Genomic DNA, 17,305 nt, shown 5'->3' on the forward strand with positions numbered 1-17,305 from the left:
CTCGGAGGCGTGAGCCGGCCGCGACAGGAGCCCGGCTCACGCCTCCGCGAACGTCGCGGCAAACGCCTGCTCGAGATCGGCGATCAGATCTCTGGGGTTTTCCAGCCCCAGAGACAGCCGGATGGTGTTCCCCGGCAGCTGGATGTTCTCGAGCGCCTTGTCGTCCAATTCGATGTGCGTGGTGCGCACGGGATTGATGATCAGCGATTTCGCATCCCCGATATTGGCCTGATAGCTGAACAGCCTGACAGCGTCGATGAAGCGCCGGATCGCCGGATCGCCGCCTTCGAGCCCGAAGCTAAGTATGGAGCCCGCCCCGCGGGGAAGGTACTTGCGCGCCAGATCCTCGTATCCACTGCCCGGCAGTGTTGGATAGTCCACCCACTCCACATGGTCGTGCGACTGCAGGAACCGCGCCACGGCTTCGGCGTTCGACACCTGCTTGTCGACCCGCTCGGTCAGGGTCTCCAATCCGTTGAGGATCAGGAACGCATCGAACGGACCGAGGGTCGCTCCCAGATATGACAGGTACACCGCCTTCGCCCGCGAGGTGAACGGCGCCTGCGGGGCGATGTCCAGAATGCTGCGCGGCACGTCATTGAGATCGCGCAGCACCCATGCCGGTTCGGAGAACTGCGGGTACCGGTCGGTTCGGTAATTGAATCTGCCGCTTTCCAGAATGGCTCCGGCGATCGCCGTGCCATGGCCACTGATGGCCTTGGTGGCCGAATACACGACGACGTCGGCGCCATAGTCGAACGGGTTGAGCAGGTACGGCGTCGCCACCGTATTGTCCACGATGAGGATGATGCCATGCCGGTGCGCGACCTCGGCGAGCGCTTCGATATCGGCGATCACGGTCTGCGGGTTCGAGATGGATTCCACGAAGATGGCTCTGGTGCGATCGCCGATGGCGCGGTCGTAGGCCTCCGGATCGTCGGCGTCGTCCACGATGTCGAACGATATGCCCAGATGGGGCAGCACATGGGTGATGGTGTCCAGACTGCCGCCGTACAGACGGTAGTTGGTCAGGATGCTGCCGCCGCGGTCGGCCGCGTTCAGCAGCGCATAGCTCACCGCCGCCATGCCCGACGAAAGCACGAGCGCCGAGGGGGTGCCGTGGAGGGCTCCCAGACGGTCCTGGAGTACGGAGACGGTGGGATTGGAGAGCCGGGAGTAGATCGGACCGTCCTGTTCGTAGCGGAACATGGCGTCCGCGGCATCCGCGCCGTCGAGCACGTAGGATGCGGTTTCGTAGATGGGGACGCTGCTGGCGTGCAGGTGCTGCGCCGGATCGTAGCCGGCGCGCACGCTCAGGGTGTCGAAATCCCACTGATTGCCGGGTGACTGATTGCCGGGGAATGTATTGCCGGATGCCTGATTATCAGGTGACTGTTCGGTGGACAATGGTTCAAGCCTTTCTGTTTGCAATGCCGTTCGTATGGGCCGCCCGTCCGGGTCAGGCGCTGCGGCGACGGGCCGCGAAATGATTGCCGAGCGTCTGGATGATCTGCACGATGACGATGAGGATCAGCACGGTGATCAGCACGGTGACGGTGTCGAACTGCTGGTAGCCGTACGTATACGCCAGATCGCCGATACCGCCGCCGCCGATGGTGCCGGCCATCGCCGTGGCGCCGATCAGACCGATGCAGGCCGTGGTCAGTGCCAGGATGATCGACCCCTTGGCCTCCGGCAGCAGGAAGTACCAGATGGTCTGGGCCGTACTCGCCCCAAGGGTCTCGGCCGCTTCGATGATGCCGTCGTCCACGTCGAGCAACGCGCTTTCGATCAGTCGGGAGATGAACGGCGCGACGAAGATCGTCAGCGGGACCAGCGCCGCCTGGGTGCCGATGGTCGTCTGTGCGATCAGTCTGGTCAGCGGTGTGATAGAGACCATCAGGATGACGAAGGGCACCGATCGGATGATGTTGATCACGACGTTGAGGATGCCGTACACCCAGCGGTTGGGATGCAGTCCCTGCGGCCGGGTGATCACCAGGATCACGGCCAGCGGTATGCCGATGAGCGCGCCGATGAACAGGGAGACCCCCACCATGATGACGGTTTCCTGAAACGCGACGATGTACTGATCCACGGTGACTGTGGAGTCGAACAGGTTGAAATTGCTAGTCATGAAGCACCTCGGCCTCCAGTTTCGGATCGTTCCGCACGAGTTCGCCGATCCTGCCCGACAACGCCGACGATCCTCCCGATCCTCCGGAAAAGCCGAGGACGATCTTGCCGACGGTGACGTTGCGCAGCGGAACCTCGTTGGCGTACAGCAGGGAGACGTTGCCGTCATACGCCTTGCGGATGTCGGCCAGCAGGGTCTTGGCGCCGTCGTCGGTGTAGGAGAACTGCACGACCGTGCCCTCGTCGCCCTGATCGATCCGGTTGCGAAGATCCTCGTTCAGGGTGTTCGGCACGACGGTGTTGACGAATTTTCTGGTCAGCGGCTGGACGGGGTGGGCGAACACCCGGCCCACCGGACCCTGTTCGATCAGCCGGCCGTGCTCGACCACCGCCACGTAGTTGCAGGCCTTGGCGATCACGCTCATCTGATGCGTGATGAGCATGATCGTGATGCCGTATTCGTGGTTGATACGTTGCAGCAGCTTGAGGATCTGCACGGTGGTCAGCGGGTCGAGGGCACTGGTGGCCTCGTCACACAGCAGGATCTTCGGGTTCGTCACCAGCGCCCTGGCGATGCCCACCCGCTGACGCTGACCGCCCGACAGCTGGGACGGGTAGACGTTGTGCTTGTCCTCAAGGCCCACCAGTTCCAGCATCTGCGACACCTTGCGGGCGATCTCGTCCTTCGGAGTATGGGACAGGACCAGCGGGATGGCGACGTTTTCGGCGATGGTCTTCGAGCTGAGCAGATTGTAGTGCTGGAAGATCATGCCGATCTGCCGGCGAAGCAGGCGCAGCTCCCTGCCTTTCAGGGACGCGGGCTCCTGCCCCAGCACGTTGACGTGGCCTTCGGTCGGCAGTTCCAGTCCGTTCACCATGCGCAGCAGCGTGCTCTTCCCGGCGCCGCTCGAGCCGATCACGCCGAAGATCTCCCCGTCGGGAACGGTGAGCGACACGTCGCTAAGCGCCTGGAACGACTGGCCTTTGCCGGTCGGATACGACTTGCCGACGTGCTCGTAGACGATGGCGCTCATGCGTTGTCCTCCGGCACGTACCAGTAGCTGCGGCTGGGATCGGTTTCGAGGAAATGCTTGAATTCCTTGGAATGGTAGGCGTTGGCGACGGCCTTGACCCACGCTTCGTCGCGGCTGGTGTCCTTGATCACGATGCGATTGAGGAACTCGGGGCGGAAGTGTTCCTTCGCCACGAGAAGCTTCTGGTCCACCTTGGCGTTGTACGCGGGCTGGCCGCAGATCACGCCCCAGTCGGCGTCGGGCAGGTTGCGCGGGACGCTGGCGCGGTCGACGAGTTTGATGTTCAGGTTGTGCGGGTTCTTGACGATGTCGTTCGGCGTGAGTTTCGCGATGTCGGTCTTGGGGTTCAGGGAGATCCAGCCGATGTCCGAAAGCAGCACCAGCGCCCTCGACAGGTTGCTGGAGTCCTGCGGCACGAGGACGAGATCGCCGGATTTCACGTTCTTCAGGGAATGCTGCTTGTCCGAATACAGGCCGGTGGAAAGCGACGGCAAAACGCCCGCATCCACCAGGTGGGCGTCCTTCGCCTTGTTGAAGGCCTGCATGTAGGCGCGATGCTGGGTGACGGTCAGGTCGACAAGACCGCGTTCCGTGGCGTCGTCGGCGGCCTGAGGATCGTTGAAGTTCTTGTACTGCACGGTGTAGCCCTCCTTTTCGAGGATCGGCTGCACGCCTTTCTTGAACAGTTCCGCATAGGGGCCGGGAGTGGCGCCGAGCGTGATCGTCTTGTCGGATTGCGAATTCGCGGAACCGCCGCAGGCCGCCAGCGATGCCACAAGCCCTACGATGGCCGCAATCGCGGCAACGCCCCGTTGCCAATGTCCCAGTCTCATTGTTGTATTCCCCCTTCGTGGCCGATTGGCCGCGTGCATGTAGACGGCGGCGTGACGGCGGCCTCCCCCAACAGAGCCGTCGTCATCCGCTTAGTTCCGGGACTATACAGCAGCGATCATGGCGTCCCCAAACCGGCCGCCATAGCTATTTCTTAGACGACACCATAACTTCGTCGCCTCCGAAACGGCCCCCATACGCAGAATCGATCACCTCGTATAGTGCCGGCTTATACGGCGATCCGGCAAATCGTTGCGGTTCTCCCGTTTGCGATCCGCCACCCCCGACCCGCAATCACGGTTTCGCATTTTTCGCACCACGGTCGCGATTGACCCCGGCCCGGGATGCGCCCTACCATGTCCGCCAACATCGTCATCCCGGCCGTTGCCGGCCACCGCCGGCCATCGCAAAGGACTCGGCAAAGAACACTCAGCAAAGGACTCACATGCCAGCACCAATCATCTCCGACCTGTTCGCCTCGCTGGACGACAAGGCGCCGTTCTCCTCCGGTTCGGACACCGCGGATTCCAAGGAACCCTCCATCGATTTCGTCGCCGGCATCCCCGACTACTCGCTGCTGCCCCGCAAGGATTTCGGTCAGGCCGCGCAGGAACTCATGGACAGCGACGATTCGTTCGAGGCGCTCCGATACTCCGCGTATGAGGGCATCCCGTCCCTGCGCCGCGCCGTCGCCAGGTGGCGGCACACGGATGTGAGCAACGTGTTCATCACCAACGGCGCCACCCAGGGCATCTTCCTGTCCATGAGCGCCCTGCTGAATCCGGGCGACACCATTCTCGTGGAAAATCCCACGTTCCCCTTCGCGCTGAAGACCTTCCGCCTGTTCGGACTACAGGTGGAGACCGTGCCGCTCACCGGCGAAGGGGTGGATCTCGATGCTCTGGAGAGCAAGCTGCAATCCGGACGGCAGGCCGGGAAGCGCTACAAGGCGCTGTACACCATTCCCGACTTCCACAATCCCGCCAGCGTCTCGCTGCCCGGCGAGCGCAAGCGGGCGTTGATCGAGCTGGCGGAACGGTACGACTTCGCCATCATCGCCGACAGCCCCTATCGGGATCTGTGGTTCGATCATCAGCCCGGCGAGTTTCCTCAGGAGCAGCGTACGGCCGAGCATGACGGCCGTCTGCTGGAGGTAGGCACGTTTTCGAAGACCCTCGGCCCGGGCTGGCGCGTGGGCTGGATCATCACCGACCGGGTGCGGGTGAAGCAACTGACCTCGTTCCGCCGGCGTCTCGACGCCCACCCCTCCGGCGTGGCGCAGTCGATCATCGCCCATCTGCTCGACCGGCCGGACGACTGGTTCGCCCGTCAGGTCGACTACGAGCGCGCGGCGTATCGGAGGAAGTCCGAACTGCTGTATTCGGCGCTGCAGGACGGCGTCGGCGATTTCGCGCGGATCATCAAGCCGGAGGGTGGGTATTTCCAGTGGCTGGTCTTCGACGAGCGGCATGATCCGGCGAATCCCGATCGCGCAAAGGCATTGGCTGCGGCGAACGTCCATCTGGTGCCGGGAGACGTGTTCTACCCTCACGATCACGGGTCCCACGCGGCCCGTCTGGCGTTCAGCCATCTGCCGGAGGCGGATCTGGTCGAGGGCACCCGGAGGCTTGCCGAGGCGTTGCGGTGACGTATCACATCGGGAAGGCGACGAATCCCAGCATAGGAACCACATCACAGCAATCACATCAGTAACCACATCACAGAAACGGAGTCATTCATGGCACGGACATTATTGTCGGCGGACGCGAAGCAGCAGTGGATCGACGAAGCCGGCGTCTACGGACTGGGCAAATCCTATTCGGCCGACGGCTATGACGGCGGCACGAGCCTGCTGCCGTATTTCTACCGCGGCACGGCCCGACGTCTCGTCGGCGAGCACGACGATCTGCTCGTCGATACCGTCGCCCGCGAACCGGAGTCGGTGATCCGGTTCAGCGAGGAATTCGAGCTGGTCTCGCTGCTGCGTCGGAACGGCGATCACTGGGAGATCAACGGCTACACGTTCGGCAACGACATCAGCGATCTCGGTCTGGTCAAGGAGAACGGTGCGCTGGTGCAGCTGTCCAAGCGCATCGATGCCTCGATCGCCCGGGACTGGTGGGCTGCCGATGCGCTGCCGTCGAGCATCCCGATCCATGTCGATCTGCTCGACGGGGAAACCGTTCAGGCCCAATATGACGCCGCCCTCGGCACCGACTACCTGAAGTTCACCGTCGACGAGCTGTTGTCGTTCGCCGATCAGTGGAAGGGTACGGAGGCCTACGACCGTCTGATCGTCTACACCGGGGCGCCGAGGGGATTCGCGTGGCATGACCGTCGGCTGGCGCTTGGCCAGACCCTGCGTCTCACCATCGACGGCGAAACCATCCTGTCCAACACCCTGACCGCCCGAAACTGACGGCCCTCTTACGGCCCTGTTCACGGTTTTTGGTCATTCCAAGCTTGAACGACCCCAAAACGGCCTCTTCAAGCTTGGATTTGCCAAAAACCAGAGAATCCATCACCCCAGTACCTTGCGGAGCCGGTCGATGGCGAATCGGGCGCCTTCGGTCTGCGATCCGTCGGTGAAGTACTGCGCGTGGGCGGATTCCGTGCCACCCTGCTGGCAGACGAGGTCCCGTGCCGCGCAGAAGTCGGCGATCCGATCGACGTACGCGGCGAGATCGTCGTCGCCGCGCGGCAGGAACGAGCCGTCGAGCGCCTTGTCGAAGGTGCCGCGGTTGTAGGAGGCCTTGCCGTTGAAACGCGGGTCGCCGTACATCACCACCGCCGCGATGTTCCTCGCGGCCCGGTCGGTCAGTTCGTCGGTATTGGCGGCGACGGACGCGCCGGTCGACGTGCCGGCGGCACCGACCAGATCACTGGATGCGAACCGATCCGCCGGTGCGACCAGCACGTCACCGGTCACGATCGCCCCCTGCGAGAATCCGAGCAATACGGTTTGCTGCGACGGGCACTGCTGCGCCTGACCGTTGAGCATGGCGACCAGTCTGGCCACGCCCGCATTCACGCTGGACACATCGAATTTCGCCGGATAGTCCAGCGACGTGATCTGCGTCTTGCCGGCAAACGCCGCGGCGATCTTCGCGGCCACCGGATTGAGCAGACCGCTGTTGGCGTCTTCCCCGGTTCCGCGGGCCATGATCACGCGGATCGTCTGTCCCGTGCAGCCGGAATCGCCCCAGTCGCGGGAGGATTTGGTCTCAGACGGTGCAGTCGACGGGGATGATGAAACCGAGGAGCCTGCCGATCCCGATCGGCCTTCGGATTCCGCGGAATCGTTCGGAGATCCGCACGCCCCCAGAGACACGATCATCGCCGCGACCGTCATGGCGGCACATACCGCCGCTGCCACTCGTCTCATCGGAGCCCCCTACGTTTCCGTCTGGTCAGTCTGGCCGATCGTTGACCGGTCCGGCCGATTCGACCAGTCTGGCCGATCGTTGACCAGCCTGTCCGATCGTCGGATCCGATCAATCGTTCAGATACCGTTCGCGCAGCAGATCGGCGATCGCGGGCGTTCCGGCCAGCACGGCGGTTTCCATCCTGTGACCGAGATCGTTGCCCTGCCAGTCGCTTACCGTGCCACCCGCCTCGGTGACGAGCAGACGGCCGGCCGCGTAATCCCAAAGCTTGATGCTGCCTTCGAAGTAGCCGTCGGCCCGACCGCACGCCACATACGCCAAGTCGAGCGCCGCGGAACCGGTGCGGCGGATGTCGGCGGAGTCGACGAACACCCGGCGCATGATGTCGAAGTTCCGTTCGGCCAGTTCGTGGTGATACGGCGACGTGCCCACGTTGATCAGCGACCGGCTCATGTCGGCCTCGTCGGTCACATGGATCGGCTTGCCGTTGAGGAACGCGCCCCTGCCGGCTTCGGCGGTGAACATCTCCTCGCTCCACGGCTGGTAGAGCACCGCCTTCAGGGTTTCGCCGCCGCGCAGGAGGCCGAGGGAGATCGCGCTGTGATGATAGTCGTGGATCAGGTTGGTGGTGCCGTCGATCGGGTCGAGCACCCAGTAGAGCCCGTCGAAGTCGACGTCCTGCTCGCCGTTCTCCTCGCCGAGGAACTGGATGTCCGGGTAGCGGTCGGCCAGTCGGGACTTGACGAACGACTGCACGTTGGTATCCACTTCGGTGACGAAATCGGCCACGCCCTTCACCGTGATATGCGTGCGCGCCTCGCCGCCGGCCTTGCCCATGACGAACCGGGTCGCGGCCGCGCGGACGATGGTCACCAGATCCGCGATGTTCACCGACGTCAGCGGATCGTCGGGGTCGGTGGGGGCGGCGGGTATGCCGGTCATCGTCGCGGCTGAGCTGACCAGCGGGGCCATCGTCGTGGTGACCAATCCGGTCGTGGTCGCGGTGGCCAGACCGGCCAGCGTGGTGGCGGCCGGAGGGATCACGGCGGGCTGCGCCGGGCGGGCGGCCGCGGTGGATGCGACCAGAGCCGCCAAGGTGCTGGATCCGTTCGGATCGACGTGCGGCGCAGCGTGCGGACCATTGTGCGAGTTACTGTGCGAACCGTTGTGCGAGTCGCTGTACGGACCGTTGTTCGGATCCCGATGCGGATCGGCGTGCGAGCCGTTACGGAGATCGTTGTGTCGGTCGTTGCTCAGAGCACTATCGAAATCACCCATGCGCCCCATTCTCCCATCACCTCTGACCTACCGGCGCCCTTGTGACGACTCCTCACCTTCTGGTAAGCCCTATTTCACCGATCGCCTATCGGGTCTGGTACCGGTTTCGTCACTCGGCGCGCCCGGTCACACCTTGAACGCACCCAGTCACACCCAACAATTGGCTTACGGATCAAACTGCTCACCCCCATAGGCTGATCTCATTGAGCCTCGCTTCGGCTGTGCCTTTTCCGTGCCCTATTTGCGGTCCGAAGTGCCCCCGCAACAAAAAAGACCGCTGGCATTCCAACGGTCCTGAACCATATTCTGGAGCGGATGACGGGAGTCGAACCCGCCTCTACAGCTTGGGAAGCTGTCGTTCTACCGATGAACTACATCCGCATGTGTGCGACATTGAGACTCTCAGTCGAAGCACCGCCTCGAACCACTGCGCCCGTGCGTCACACACAGATCATCACTGTAGCACGATGACGGCATTTTTGGGCGATGAACCGTCGCCGGTCACCTCATCAGTCAGCGTTCCGCTGCCAGCTTCCCCCTCAAGGGGAAGCCCGCGCAGGCACGGTCACAAGCCACCCTACCCTGTCTTCTCCTTAGGCCGAGCCGTCAAGCAAACGGCAGCGCCGCAACCCTACCGCAGACCCCTACCGCAGCGCCACGCGGCCACCGGGTGCGACGCCGGCTTCCTGCAGCTCGCGGCTCATCTGCATGAGTCGGGCGATGCGCTCGGAGGTCGGCGGATGCGTGGAGAACAGGCGGGTCACGCCTTCGGCGCTGAACGGGTTGGCGATCATCAGCGCGGAGACGTTCTGCGTGCCCGGGGTCTGCTGCATCGGCGCCATCTGCACGCCGGCCTCGATCTTGTTCAGCGCGGAGGCGAGCGCCAGCGGGTCGCCGGTGAGGCGACTGCCGTCCTCGTCGGCGTCGAATTCTCGGGTGCGCGAAATGGCCATCTGGATCAGGGAGGCGCCGATCGGCGCGAGGATCATGCTCAGCAGCATGCCGATCGAGCCCAGTGCGCCGCGGTTGTCTTCGTCGTCACGGCCGCCGCCGAACCACATCAGCGAGTAGCCGAGATACGTGATCACCGTGCTCATGGCCGAGGCGATCGCCCCGGTGAGGATGTCGCGGTTGTAGACGTGCATGAGCTCGTGGCCGAGCACACCGCGGATCTCACGCTCGTTGAGCAGCTGCAGAATGCCTTCCGTGCAGCATACGGCGGCGTGGCGCTCGTTGCGTCCGGTGGCGAAGGCGTTGGGGCTCATGGTGGGTGCGATGTAGATGCGCGGCATGGGCTTGCCGGCGCGAGCGGAAAGTTCACGGACGATGCGGTAGAGCGCGGGTGCCTGCTGCTCGGTCACATGCTGGGCGCGCATGGATGCGATGGCGAGCTTGTCGGAGAACCAGTACGACACGAATGTGGTGCCCAACCCGATGAGAATATAGATGCCGAGCGTCTGGCTGCTACCCCCGGTAAGCCACCAGATCAGCATGATGATCGCCCACATCAGGGCGAACAACAGCGTGGTCTTCAGCCCATTGAAGTGGCCGCGCACATGAATTTCCCGTTCCATAACGCTCAACGTATCTGCCATATCTGGAGATTTGCTGGATATTCGCGGAAACACGCCGAGGGCAATATCCGGCATGAGACGCGAAAGTCCGCACGAGGACGATCACCCCCGTACGGACTTCTCACACCGACCGGATCGTCCGGCCAATCAGATCAACCGATCAGACCGGCCGATCAGACCACCCGACCGGCTCCGATCCGCATCACTCGCCGTGGGCGAGCGCACGCATCTGCTCGGGCTCTACGACCTTCACATGTTCACGACCGCGCTTGGCGCCCTCGGCGCGCTCGTAGGCGTCGACTCGCTTCCAGCCGGCGAAATCGATCGGCTTGATGCCCTTCTCGGTCAGCAGACGGTCGATCGATTCGGGATCGGCGTCGGGGGCGAGCAGACCGTGCTCCGGGGTGGCGGCGAAGTCCTCGAGCATATTGTTCACGATGAACAGCGCGTCGGACTTGGTCGAGCCGATCAGACCGACCGGACCGCGCTTGGCCCAGCCGGTGGAGTACAGACGCGGACGGACCTCGCCGCCCTCCACGGCGGTGAGGATGCGGCCGTCCTTGTTGGCGAGGGTGGTGCGCTTCTCGTCGTACGCGATGCCGGGCGCGGAGGCCGGCTTGTAGCCGATCGCGTGGTACACGGCCTCGACCGGGTAGTCCTCGAATTCGCCGGTACGGTGCATCTTGCCGTCGGCGCCGGTTTCGGTGCGCTCGACGCGGATCGCGGTCACCTTGCCGTCCTCGCCGAGGATCTCGGTGGGGGCGGAGTTGAAGTGGACGTAGTACTTGCGGTCGGCCGGGTTGCCCTCGTAGTCGACGTCGCCGTCGTCCTCCATGTCCTCGGCCATCTCGCGGATCGTGAACAGCTCCTCGACCATCTGTCGGGTGAGCTTGTCCTTGCCGGCCACCTCGATGGTCTCGTCGTCGAGGTCGAAATCGTCCTCGTTGATGATCAACTGCACGCCGGGCAGCTTCTCCATCTCACGCAGCTCCTGCACCGAGAACTTGGCCTGGGCCACGCCTCGGCGGATGAACAGGTGCAGCACCTTGGCCTTGTTGGCCTTGATGCCGTCGTAGACGTTGTCGGGGATGTCGGTCTTCGCGGCGAGGTCGTCGGCGTTGCGCATGAGTTCGCGGGCCACGTCCATGGCCACGTTGCCGCCGCCGATCACGGCCACGTTCTCGGCGGTCAGCGGCCAGGTACGGGCGCCGGTGGGGTAGCCGTCGTACCATTCGACGAACTTCGCGGCACCGTACACGCCGTCGAGGTCCGCGCCGGGCAGGTTCAGCGGCTTGTCCTTGACGGCGCCGGTGGCGAACAGCACGGCGTCGTAGCGTTCCAGCAGCTCGTCGAGGGTGACGTCCTTGCCGAACTCCACGTCGCAGTACAGGTGGATGTTCGGGTTGTCGAGTGTCTTCTCCAGAGCGCCGGCGATGAACTTGATCGACGGGTGGTCGGGGGCCACGCCGTAGCGGACCAGGCCGAAGGGAACGGGCAGCTTCTCGAACAGATCGATGCGGGCTTCGGCGGGCAGGCCGAGCTCCCCGGCGCGCTTGGCGAGCTGCTTGAGCAGGATGTCGGAAGAGTATACGCCTGCGGGTCCGGAGCCGATGACGGCGATGCGCAGCGGACGCAGGGATTCGTTGGAGGTATTCGTTTCAGTCACGCCTTACAGGGTAACGCATTTACCCCGTACGGAACAGAGTGATTCACGATGATCTGACAAACCTCACAGTCCCGGACTCGCCCCGCGATAGCCCGCACAACTTCGCCCCCGCCGGCGGGGGCTGTCCGTCGCAGACGGACTGGGGGTGGTCAAACACCCGCAACCGACCGTATCCCCACGACCGCCCCCAGACCAGAGGTAAACGATCGGTTAACGCAGTTGACCATTGACCGTCATATCATGTTCCCCGATCGCGCGTGCAACGATTCGCATACCACGATTGCAATGATTCGCATGCGCAAACCATCGATATACCGACATCAACCGATGCCGATATCAACCGATATAAGGACATGTCATGACTGAGAAGGAAGAGGTGACGACGGCCGAGGAGACGACCGCCGCCAAGACCCACGTCACGCGGGACAAAAGTGACGCCGGGTATGCCAAGGATCTGAAACCCCGCCACATCCAGATGATCGCCATCGGCGGCTCCATCGGCACCGGACTGTTCCTCGGCGCCGGCGGCCGTCTTTCGCAGGGCGGCGCGGGCCTGACGATCGCCTACGCGATCTGCGGCATCTTCGCGTTCCTGATGGTGCGTGCGCTCGGCGAACTGGCCATCCGCCGCCCGTCCTCCGGCGCGTTCGTCTCCTACGCCCGCGAGTTCCTCGGCGAGAAGGGCGCCTACGTGACCGGCTGGCTGTTCTTCCTCGACTGGTCTACCACCGTCATGGCCGACATCACCGCCGTGGCCGTGTACTTCCACTACTGGCAGGCGTTCCAGGTGGTGCCGCAGTGGGTGCTGGCCCTCGGTGCGCTAGCGCTGGTGTTCGTGCTCAACATGATGAGCGTGAAGATGTTCGGCGAGGCCGAGTTCTGGTTCGCCGCGATCAAAGTGTTCACCATCATCGCGTTCATGGTCATCGCCATCTGGGCCATCGTCACGGGCGCCCCGGTGGGCGACACGCACGCCGGTCTGGCGAACATCACCGAGCACGGCGGCTTCTTCCCGATGGGCATCGCCCCGGTGTTCGCGCTGACGCTGGGCGTGGTCTTCGCGTTCGGCGGCACCGAGATGGTCGGCGTCGCGGCCGGCGAAGCCAAGGAGGCCAAGCAGGTCCTGCCCAAGGCCATCAACTCGATGATCATCCGCATCTTCGTGTTCTACGTCGGCTCCGTGATCCTCATGTCGCTGGTGCTGCCGTACACCGCCTACTCGTCGAACGAATCCCCGTTCGTCACGTTCTTCTCCGGCATCGGCATCCCGCACGCCGGCGACGTGATCCAAGTGGTCGTGCTCACCGCCGCCCTGTCGTCGCTGAACGCCGGCCTGTACGCCACGGGCCGTACGCTGCGCTCGATGGCCGTGGCCGGTTCGGGCCCGAAGTTCGCCGCCCGCATGAACAAGCATCACATCCCGTACGGCGGCATCATCATTACGTCCGCCCTCGGCCTGATCGGCGTGGTGCTCAACGCCGTGCTGCCGGCCGACGCGTTCGAGATCATCATGAACCTGGCCGGCATCGGCATCGCCGGCACCTGGGCCTCGATCCTGGTCACTCACCTCGCGTTCCTCAAGAAGGTCAAGGCCGGCGAGGAGACCCGCCCGGAGTACCGGATGCCCGGCGCCCCGTATACGAACTACGTGTCGCTGCTGTTCTTCGCGATCGTCGTGATCTCGAATCTGACGAGCGCGTCCGGCCGCTGGACGCTCGCGCTGTTCGTGGTGGTGGTCATCGCGATGATCGCCGGCTGGTACTACGTGCGCGGACGGATCAACGGCAATCTCATGGACGAGATGCTCGACGCCAACGAGGACTGACGGACTACCGAAGGACTACACGGAAGGACTGAGACGATGCGCATTCATATCACCTATACCGGCGGCACGATCGGCATGGTCGATTCCCCGCACGGTCTGGTGCCCGGCGCCGACATGCGCGGCTGGCTGTATGGGCTGATCGACGGCACGCAGATCTCGGCCGATCAGGTGTCGTTCACGCAGCTTGATCCGCTGATCGACTCGTCGTGCGCCACGCCGGAGAACTGGCAGGCCATCGTCGACGATCTGCGGTCCCACCGCGACGACGCCGACGCGTTCATCATCCTGCACGGCACCGATACGATGAGCTATTCCTCGGCGGCCGTCTCGTACGCGCTGACGGATTTCGGCAAGCCCGTAGTGTTCACCGGATCGCAGTATCCGCTCGGCATGGTGGAGACCGACGCCACTGCAAACGTGACCGGCGCACTCAACGCCGTGCTGAGCGGCCGGGCGCAGGGCGTTTCGCTGTTCTTCGGTCATCATCTGATCGCCGGCAACCGGGTGAGCAAGGTGTCGTCGTGGGCCTTCGAAGGGTTCGCGGCCCCGTCGGTCGGGCTGCTCGCGCAAACGGGCGCGCCCTGGCATTGGGAGCCGTATGAGAGCCGCGGCGTCGGCTGGGCGGATCCGAAGCCGTACACGCGACATGACGTGGCCGTGATCGACATGGCCCCCGGCATCACCGCGGCACGACTGGAGGCGATGTTCACGCCGAGGCCGGAAGCCGTGCTGATCCGCGCATACGGCGTGGGCAACGTGCCGAGCGACGAGCCGGGCCTGACCGACGTGATCGCCGGGGTGCTCGGCGAGGGCATTCCCGTGGTCGTGGCGTCGCAGTGCCAGCAGGCGCGCGTGCTGCTCGGCCACTATGAGACCGGCGACGCGATCGCCCGCGCGGGTGCGATCGGCACGGGCGACATGACGCTCGAGGCCGCGTACGCGAAGATCGTGTTCCTGCTTTCGCAGGGTCTGACCGGCCATGATTTCGCCGACTGGTACATCAGGCCCATCGCCGGCGAAATCACCGCCTGACGCCGCTGCGCCTATTCCCGGTCGAGCAAGGCCGTGAGCGCCCACAGGATGCTGACCACGTCGATCGCCTCCTGCATGAACGCGCCCACGACCACCGGAATCAGGTCGAACGCCGCCGCCAGCATGCCGATCAGCGCCAGACCAAGGCCGAGGCACACCGCCTGCAGCATCACGCGCTTGGTGCGGCGGGCGATGGCGATGGCGTTCGGCACGGCGGCCAGATCGTCGTTCATGATCACCACCTGAGCGGACTGCGAGGCGGCGGTGCTGGTGCCGTCGGTGATCGCCATGCCGATGTCGGCCGCGGCGAGCACGGGGGCGTCGTTCACGCCGTCGCCGACCATCATGGTCACGGACCGCACCGTGGATTCGCCGACGAACCGCTGCAGGGCCCGGTCCCACCACGGCTGCGATTGCGGCTGTTCCGCGGCGGCGTCCCGCACGGCGGTCACCTTGTCTTCCGGAAACAGTTCGGCCCTGACGTCGTCGATGCCGACCTCGTCGGCGATGGCGTGGGCCGCGGCGGCCTTATCGCCGGTGAGCATGGAGAGTCGGTTCACGCCCAGCGAGCGCAGACGGTCCAGCGAGACCTTGGCGTTGGCGCGCGGCACGTCCTTCAGGACGATGCGCGCGACGAGACGACCGTCCACGGCCACGTAGGCGGCCATTTCGTCGGGGGCGAGATCGGCGAAGTGGTCGGCAGGGAAGAGCATGTCGCGCATGGCGTGACGGCAGGCGCGGGCGGCGAACGCACCCCGATCGGATCGATCGGATCGGCCGGATCGATTGCCGGCAGAGTGCCGATCAGATCGGATTACCTTGCGGAATCCGTCGTGGTTCTCGGTACGGGCGGTTTCAATACGGCCGGTTTCAATACGGCCGGTTTCGGACCGGGCTGTTTCGGACCGGTCGATTCCGGTATGTGCGTGCGCCACGGATCGGAATCCGCGATCTCCCTGTGCCGATCCGGCGACCGCTGATTCACCAGCCGATGGTCCGGCGGCCGGCCTTACCGATGCGGACGACAGAGCGGGGAACTGTTCGGCGACCGCACCCATGCCGATCATGCCGTCGGTGACGAAACCGAACCGTCCCACGCGCACGCTGTGCCCGTTGACCTCCCCGCTGACGCCGTTGCCGGCGTCCTCCTCGATGTGCCTGACCACCGGATACGCCCGTCCGTGACCGGAACGGCCGTTTTCCGGGCAGAGCCGCTGCCCGTCGGCATAGCGCGCATGCAACCGGTCGATCGCCTCGGTACCGGCCTTGGCGATGCCCTTGGCGAGAATATGCACCGAATAGCTTTCCACCACACCGGCGAACATGAGGATATGATCCCCGTTAAGCACGGCGGGATGGGACGGCGTATCGCCCCTCGATGATTCCTGCGGCACGGCCACCACGCCGACCGGCTTATCCACGCGCACGACCTGCGGCTTCTTGACGGTCAGCGTGCCGGTTTTGTCGAAGAAGACGTGCGAGACCCGGCCGAGATGTTCCAGCACTTCCTGCGCCTTGATGAGGATGCCGGCCTTGGCGAGCCGTCCGGTGCCGGCCATGTAGGCCACGGGCGCGGCGATGAGCAGCGGGCAAGGCGTGGCGAGCACCAGCACCTGGGCGAACCGCGTCGGCACGCCGGAGACGATCCACGCGGTGCAGGCGATGATGAACGAGACCACGGTGAACGGCACCGCCAGCAGATCGGCGGTCTTGACCACGGTGGCGCGGGAGTTCTGGGCGGATCGCACGAGTTCGAGGATCCGCTGGTACTGCGAATCCCTGGAAAGCTCGGTGGCGCGCATGGTGATCATGGTGGATCCGTTCACCGCGCCGGACATCACGCGGGCGCCGGCGAACACCTCCCGGGGTACGGGCTCGCCGTTGATATTCGAAAGATCCAGGGTGGCCGATCTGCTGAGCAGCTCGCCGTCGACGGGCACGGTCTCCCCCGGCAGCACCTGCAGGACGTCGCCGGGGCGCACCCGGTCGACCGGTACCGTGCGCAAGCGAGAGTCGGCACTGCCGTCGTGGGCACTGCCGTCGTGGCCCACGCCGGGCAGATTCACCACATGCGCGACCTGCGGGGCTGCCTCCATCAACGCGGTGAGATTGCCCTCGGCCTTGGCCTGCGCGTATTCCTCGATGGCCTCGCCGGAGCTGATCATCAGCACCACGGCCCAGCTGGCCCAGTACTCCTGCACGGCCACGGTGGAGAGGATCGCCACGACGGCGAGCACGTCCACGCCCACATGACCGTGACGGATATCGTCGATCATGCCGCGCAACGTATCGATCACGGTGTAGGTCACCAATACGATGACGATCCATTGACCTACGCTCGGGTCCACCACCCAGAACGGCTGCGTCCACGGCCGCCAGTCCCACAGTCCGGCCACGGCGAACGCGGCGACGATGGTGATGGGCAGTAGCGGAACCCGTCTGCAAAGATTGCTGATATTGCTGATGACACTGGTCATCGGACACTCCTTTACGCTGGTACGGGCCGACTTCGGTGTCACCTATGACCATGGATGGGAACCGTG

Annotated in this window: 13 protein-coding genes and 1 tRNA gene; 4 read left to right on the forward strand and 10 right to left on the reverse strand. The window is 64.5% G+C overall.

Features of this window, described 5'->3' with window-relative positions:
- Window positions 1-36: 36 nt before the first annotated feature.
- From CSQ87_RS03260 to CSQ87_RS03275, 4 genes are read right to left on the reverse strand one after another with little or no spacing between them, the layout of a single operon-like run.
- A complete protein-coding gene (locus CSQ87_RS03260; protein WP_100512423.1) occupies window positions 37-1,407 on the reverse strand; it encodes an O-acetylhomoserine aminocarboxypropyltransferase/cysteine synthase family protein in 1,371 nt (456 codons plus the stop codon).
- 52 nt (window positions 1,408-1,459) lie between these two features.
- On the reverse strand, window positions 1,460-2,137 hold the full coding sequence (locus tag CSQ87_RS03265; RefSeq protein ID WP_100512424.1) for a methionine ABC transporter permease: 678 nt from the start codon (window positions 2,135-2,137) through the stop codon (window positions 1,460-1,462).
- Complete coding sequence (locus tag CSQ87_RS03270) at window positions 2,130-3,170, reverse strand: methionine ABC transporter ATP-binding protein (protein ID WP_100512425.1); 1,041 nt, start codon at window positions 3,168-3,170, stop codon at window positions 2,130-2,132. The genes CSQ87_RS03265 and CSQ87_RS03270 overlap by 8 nt, the downstream gene beginning before the upstream one ends.
- A complete protein-coding gene (locus CSQ87_RS03275) occupies window positions 3,167-3,946 on the reverse strand; it encodes a MetQ/NlpA family ABC transporter substrate-binding protein (RefSeq protein ID WP_165776720.1) in 780 nt (259 codons plus the stop codon). Before CSQ87_RS03275 ends, CSQ87_RS03270 begins: the two co-directional genes overlap by 4 nt.
- A 500-nt stretch (window positions 3,947-4,446) precedes the next feature.
- Between CSQ87_RS03275 and CSQ87_RS03280 the strand changes: the two genes are divergently transcribed.
- Window positions 4,447-5,649, forward strand: a complete 1,203-nt coding sequence (locus CSQ87_RS03280) for an aminotransferase-like domain-containing protein (protein WP_165776721.1) — start codon at window positions 4,447-4,449, stop codon at window positions 5,647-5,649.
- Window positions 5,650-5,739: 90 nt separating this feature from the next.
- On the forward strand, window positions 5,740-6,420 hold the full coding sequence (locus CSQ87_RS03285; protein ID WP_133122335.1) for an FAA hydrolase family protein: 681 nt from the start codon (window positions 5,740-5,742) through the stop codon (window positions 6,418-6,420).
- Between the two features lie 102 nt (window positions 6,421-6,522).
- On the opposite strand, the gene CSQ87_RS03290 is transcribed toward CSQ87_RS03285, so the two are convergent.
- From CSQ87_RS03290 to CSQ87_RS03315, 5 genes are all read right to left on the reverse strand, one after another.
- On the reverse strand, window positions 6,523-7,386 hold the full coding sequence (locus CSQ87_RS03290; protein ID WP_100512428.1) for a cutinase family protein: 864 nt from the start codon (window positions 7,384-7,386) through the stop codon (window positions 6,523-6,525).
- Window positions 7,387-7,495: 109 nt separating this feature from the next.
- Window positions 7,496-8,665, reverse strand: a complete 1,170-nt coding sequence (locus CSQ87_RS03295; protein ID WP_207761084.1) for an inositol monophosphatase family protein — start codon at window positions 8,663-8,665, stop codon at window positions 7,496-7,498.
- 307 nt (window positions 8,666-8,972) lie between these two features.
- Window positions 8,973-9,046 (reverse strand) — tRNA-Gly (locus tag CSQ87_RS03305).
- Window positions 9,047-9,309: 263 nt separating this feature from the next.
- Window positions 9,310-10,239: a zinc metalloprotease HtpX gene (gene htpX / locus CSQ87_RS03310; RefSeq protein WP_100512430.1), complete on the reverse strand. Its 930-nt coding sequence runs from the start codon at window positions 10,237-10,239 to the stop codon at window positions 9,310-9,312.
- 202 nt (window positions 10,240-10,441) lie between these two features.
- Window positions 10,442-11,905, reverse strand: a complete 1,464-nt coding sequence (locus CSQ87_RS03315; protein ID WP_100512431.1) for an FAD-dependent oxidoreductase — start codon at window positions 11,903-11,905, stop codon at window positions 10,442-10,444.
- Between the two features lie 358 nt (window positions 11,906-12,263).
- On the opposite strand from CSQ87_RS03315, the gene CSQ87_RS03320 reads away from it, so the two are divergent.
- Together CSQ87_RS03320 and CSQ87_RS03325 are read left to right on the forward strand one after the other, a co-directional pair.
- The gene (locus tag CSQ87_RS03320) at window positions 12,264-13,730 is read left to right on the forward strand and encodes an amino acid permease (RefSeq protein ID WP_207761085.1); all 1,467 of its coding nucleotides are present in this window, start codon (window positions 12,264-12,266) and stop codon (window positions 13,728-13,730) included.
- A gap of 36 nt (window positions 13,731-13,766) precedes the next feature.
- Window positions 13,767-14,762 (forward strand): asparaginase, encoded by a 996-nt coding sequence (locus CSQ87_RS03325; protein WP_100512432.1) that lies wholly within the window; start codon window positions 13,767-13,769, stop codon window positions 14,760-14,762.
- An 11-nt stretch (window positions 14,763-14,773) separates the two neighbouring features.
- Here the strand turns inward: CSQ87_RS03325 and CSQ87_RS03330 are convergent, their stop codons facing one another.
- Window positions 14,774-17,239, reverse strand: coding sequence for an HAD-IC family P-type ATPase (locus tag CSQ87_RS03330; RefSeq protein ID WP_165776722.1), 2,466 nt, complete (start codon window positions 17,237-17,239; stop codon window positions 14,774-14,776).
- Between the last annotated feature and the right edge of the window lie 66 nt (window positions 17,240-17,305).

This window comes from Bifidobacterium simiarum, from assembly GCF_002802905.1.
In the GTDB taxonomy this organism is placed as follows: domain Bacteria; phylum Actinomycetota; class Actinomycetes; order Actinomycetales; family Bifidobacteriaceae; genus Galliscardovia; species Galliscardovia simiarum.

Excerpts from the sequence above, each read along its gene's own strand:
- CSQ87_RS03295 (WP_207761084.1), bottom strand. The coding sequence starts at position 8,665 with ATGGGTGATTTCGATAGTGCTCTGAGCAACGACCGACACAACGATCTC.
- CSQ87_RS03330 (WP_165776722.1), bottom strand. The coding sequence starts at position 17,239 with ATGACCAGTGTCATCAGCAATATCAGCAATCTTTGCAGACGGGTTCCG.
- CSQ87_RS03265 (WP_100512424.1), bottom strand. The coding sequence starts at position 2,137 with ATGACTAGCAATTTCAACCTGTTCGACTCCACAGTCACCGTGGATCAG.
- CSQ87_RS03285 (WP_133122335.1), top strand. The coding sequence starts at position 5,740 with ATGGCACGGACATTATTGTCGGCGGACGCGAAGCAGCAGTGGATCGAC.
- htpX (WP_100512430.1), bottom strand. The coding sequence starts at position 10,239 with ATGGAACGGGAAATTCATGTGCGCGGCCACTTCAATGGGCTGAAGACC.
- CSQ87_RS03290 (WP_100512428.1), bottom strand. The coding sequence starts at position 7,386 with ATGAGACGAGTGGCAGCGGCGGTATGTGCCGCCATGACGGTCGCGGCG.
- CSQ87_RS03320 (WP_207761085.1), top strand. The coding sequence starts at position 12,264 with ATGACTGAGAAGGAAGAGGTGACGACGGCCGAGGAGACGACCGCCGCC.
- CSQ87_RS03325 (WP_100512432.1), top strand. The coding sequence starts at position 13,767 with ATGCGCATTCATATCACCTATACCGGCGGCACGATCGGCATGGTCGAT.
- CSQ87_RS03270 (WP_100512425.1), bottom strand. The coding sequence starts at position 3,170 with ATGAGCGCCATCGTCTACGAGCACGTCGGCAAGTCGTATCCGACCGGC.
- CSQ87_RS03280 (WP_165776721.1), top strand. The coding sequence starts at position 4,447 with ATGCCAGCACCAATCATCTCCGACCTGTTCGCCTCGCTGGACGACAAG.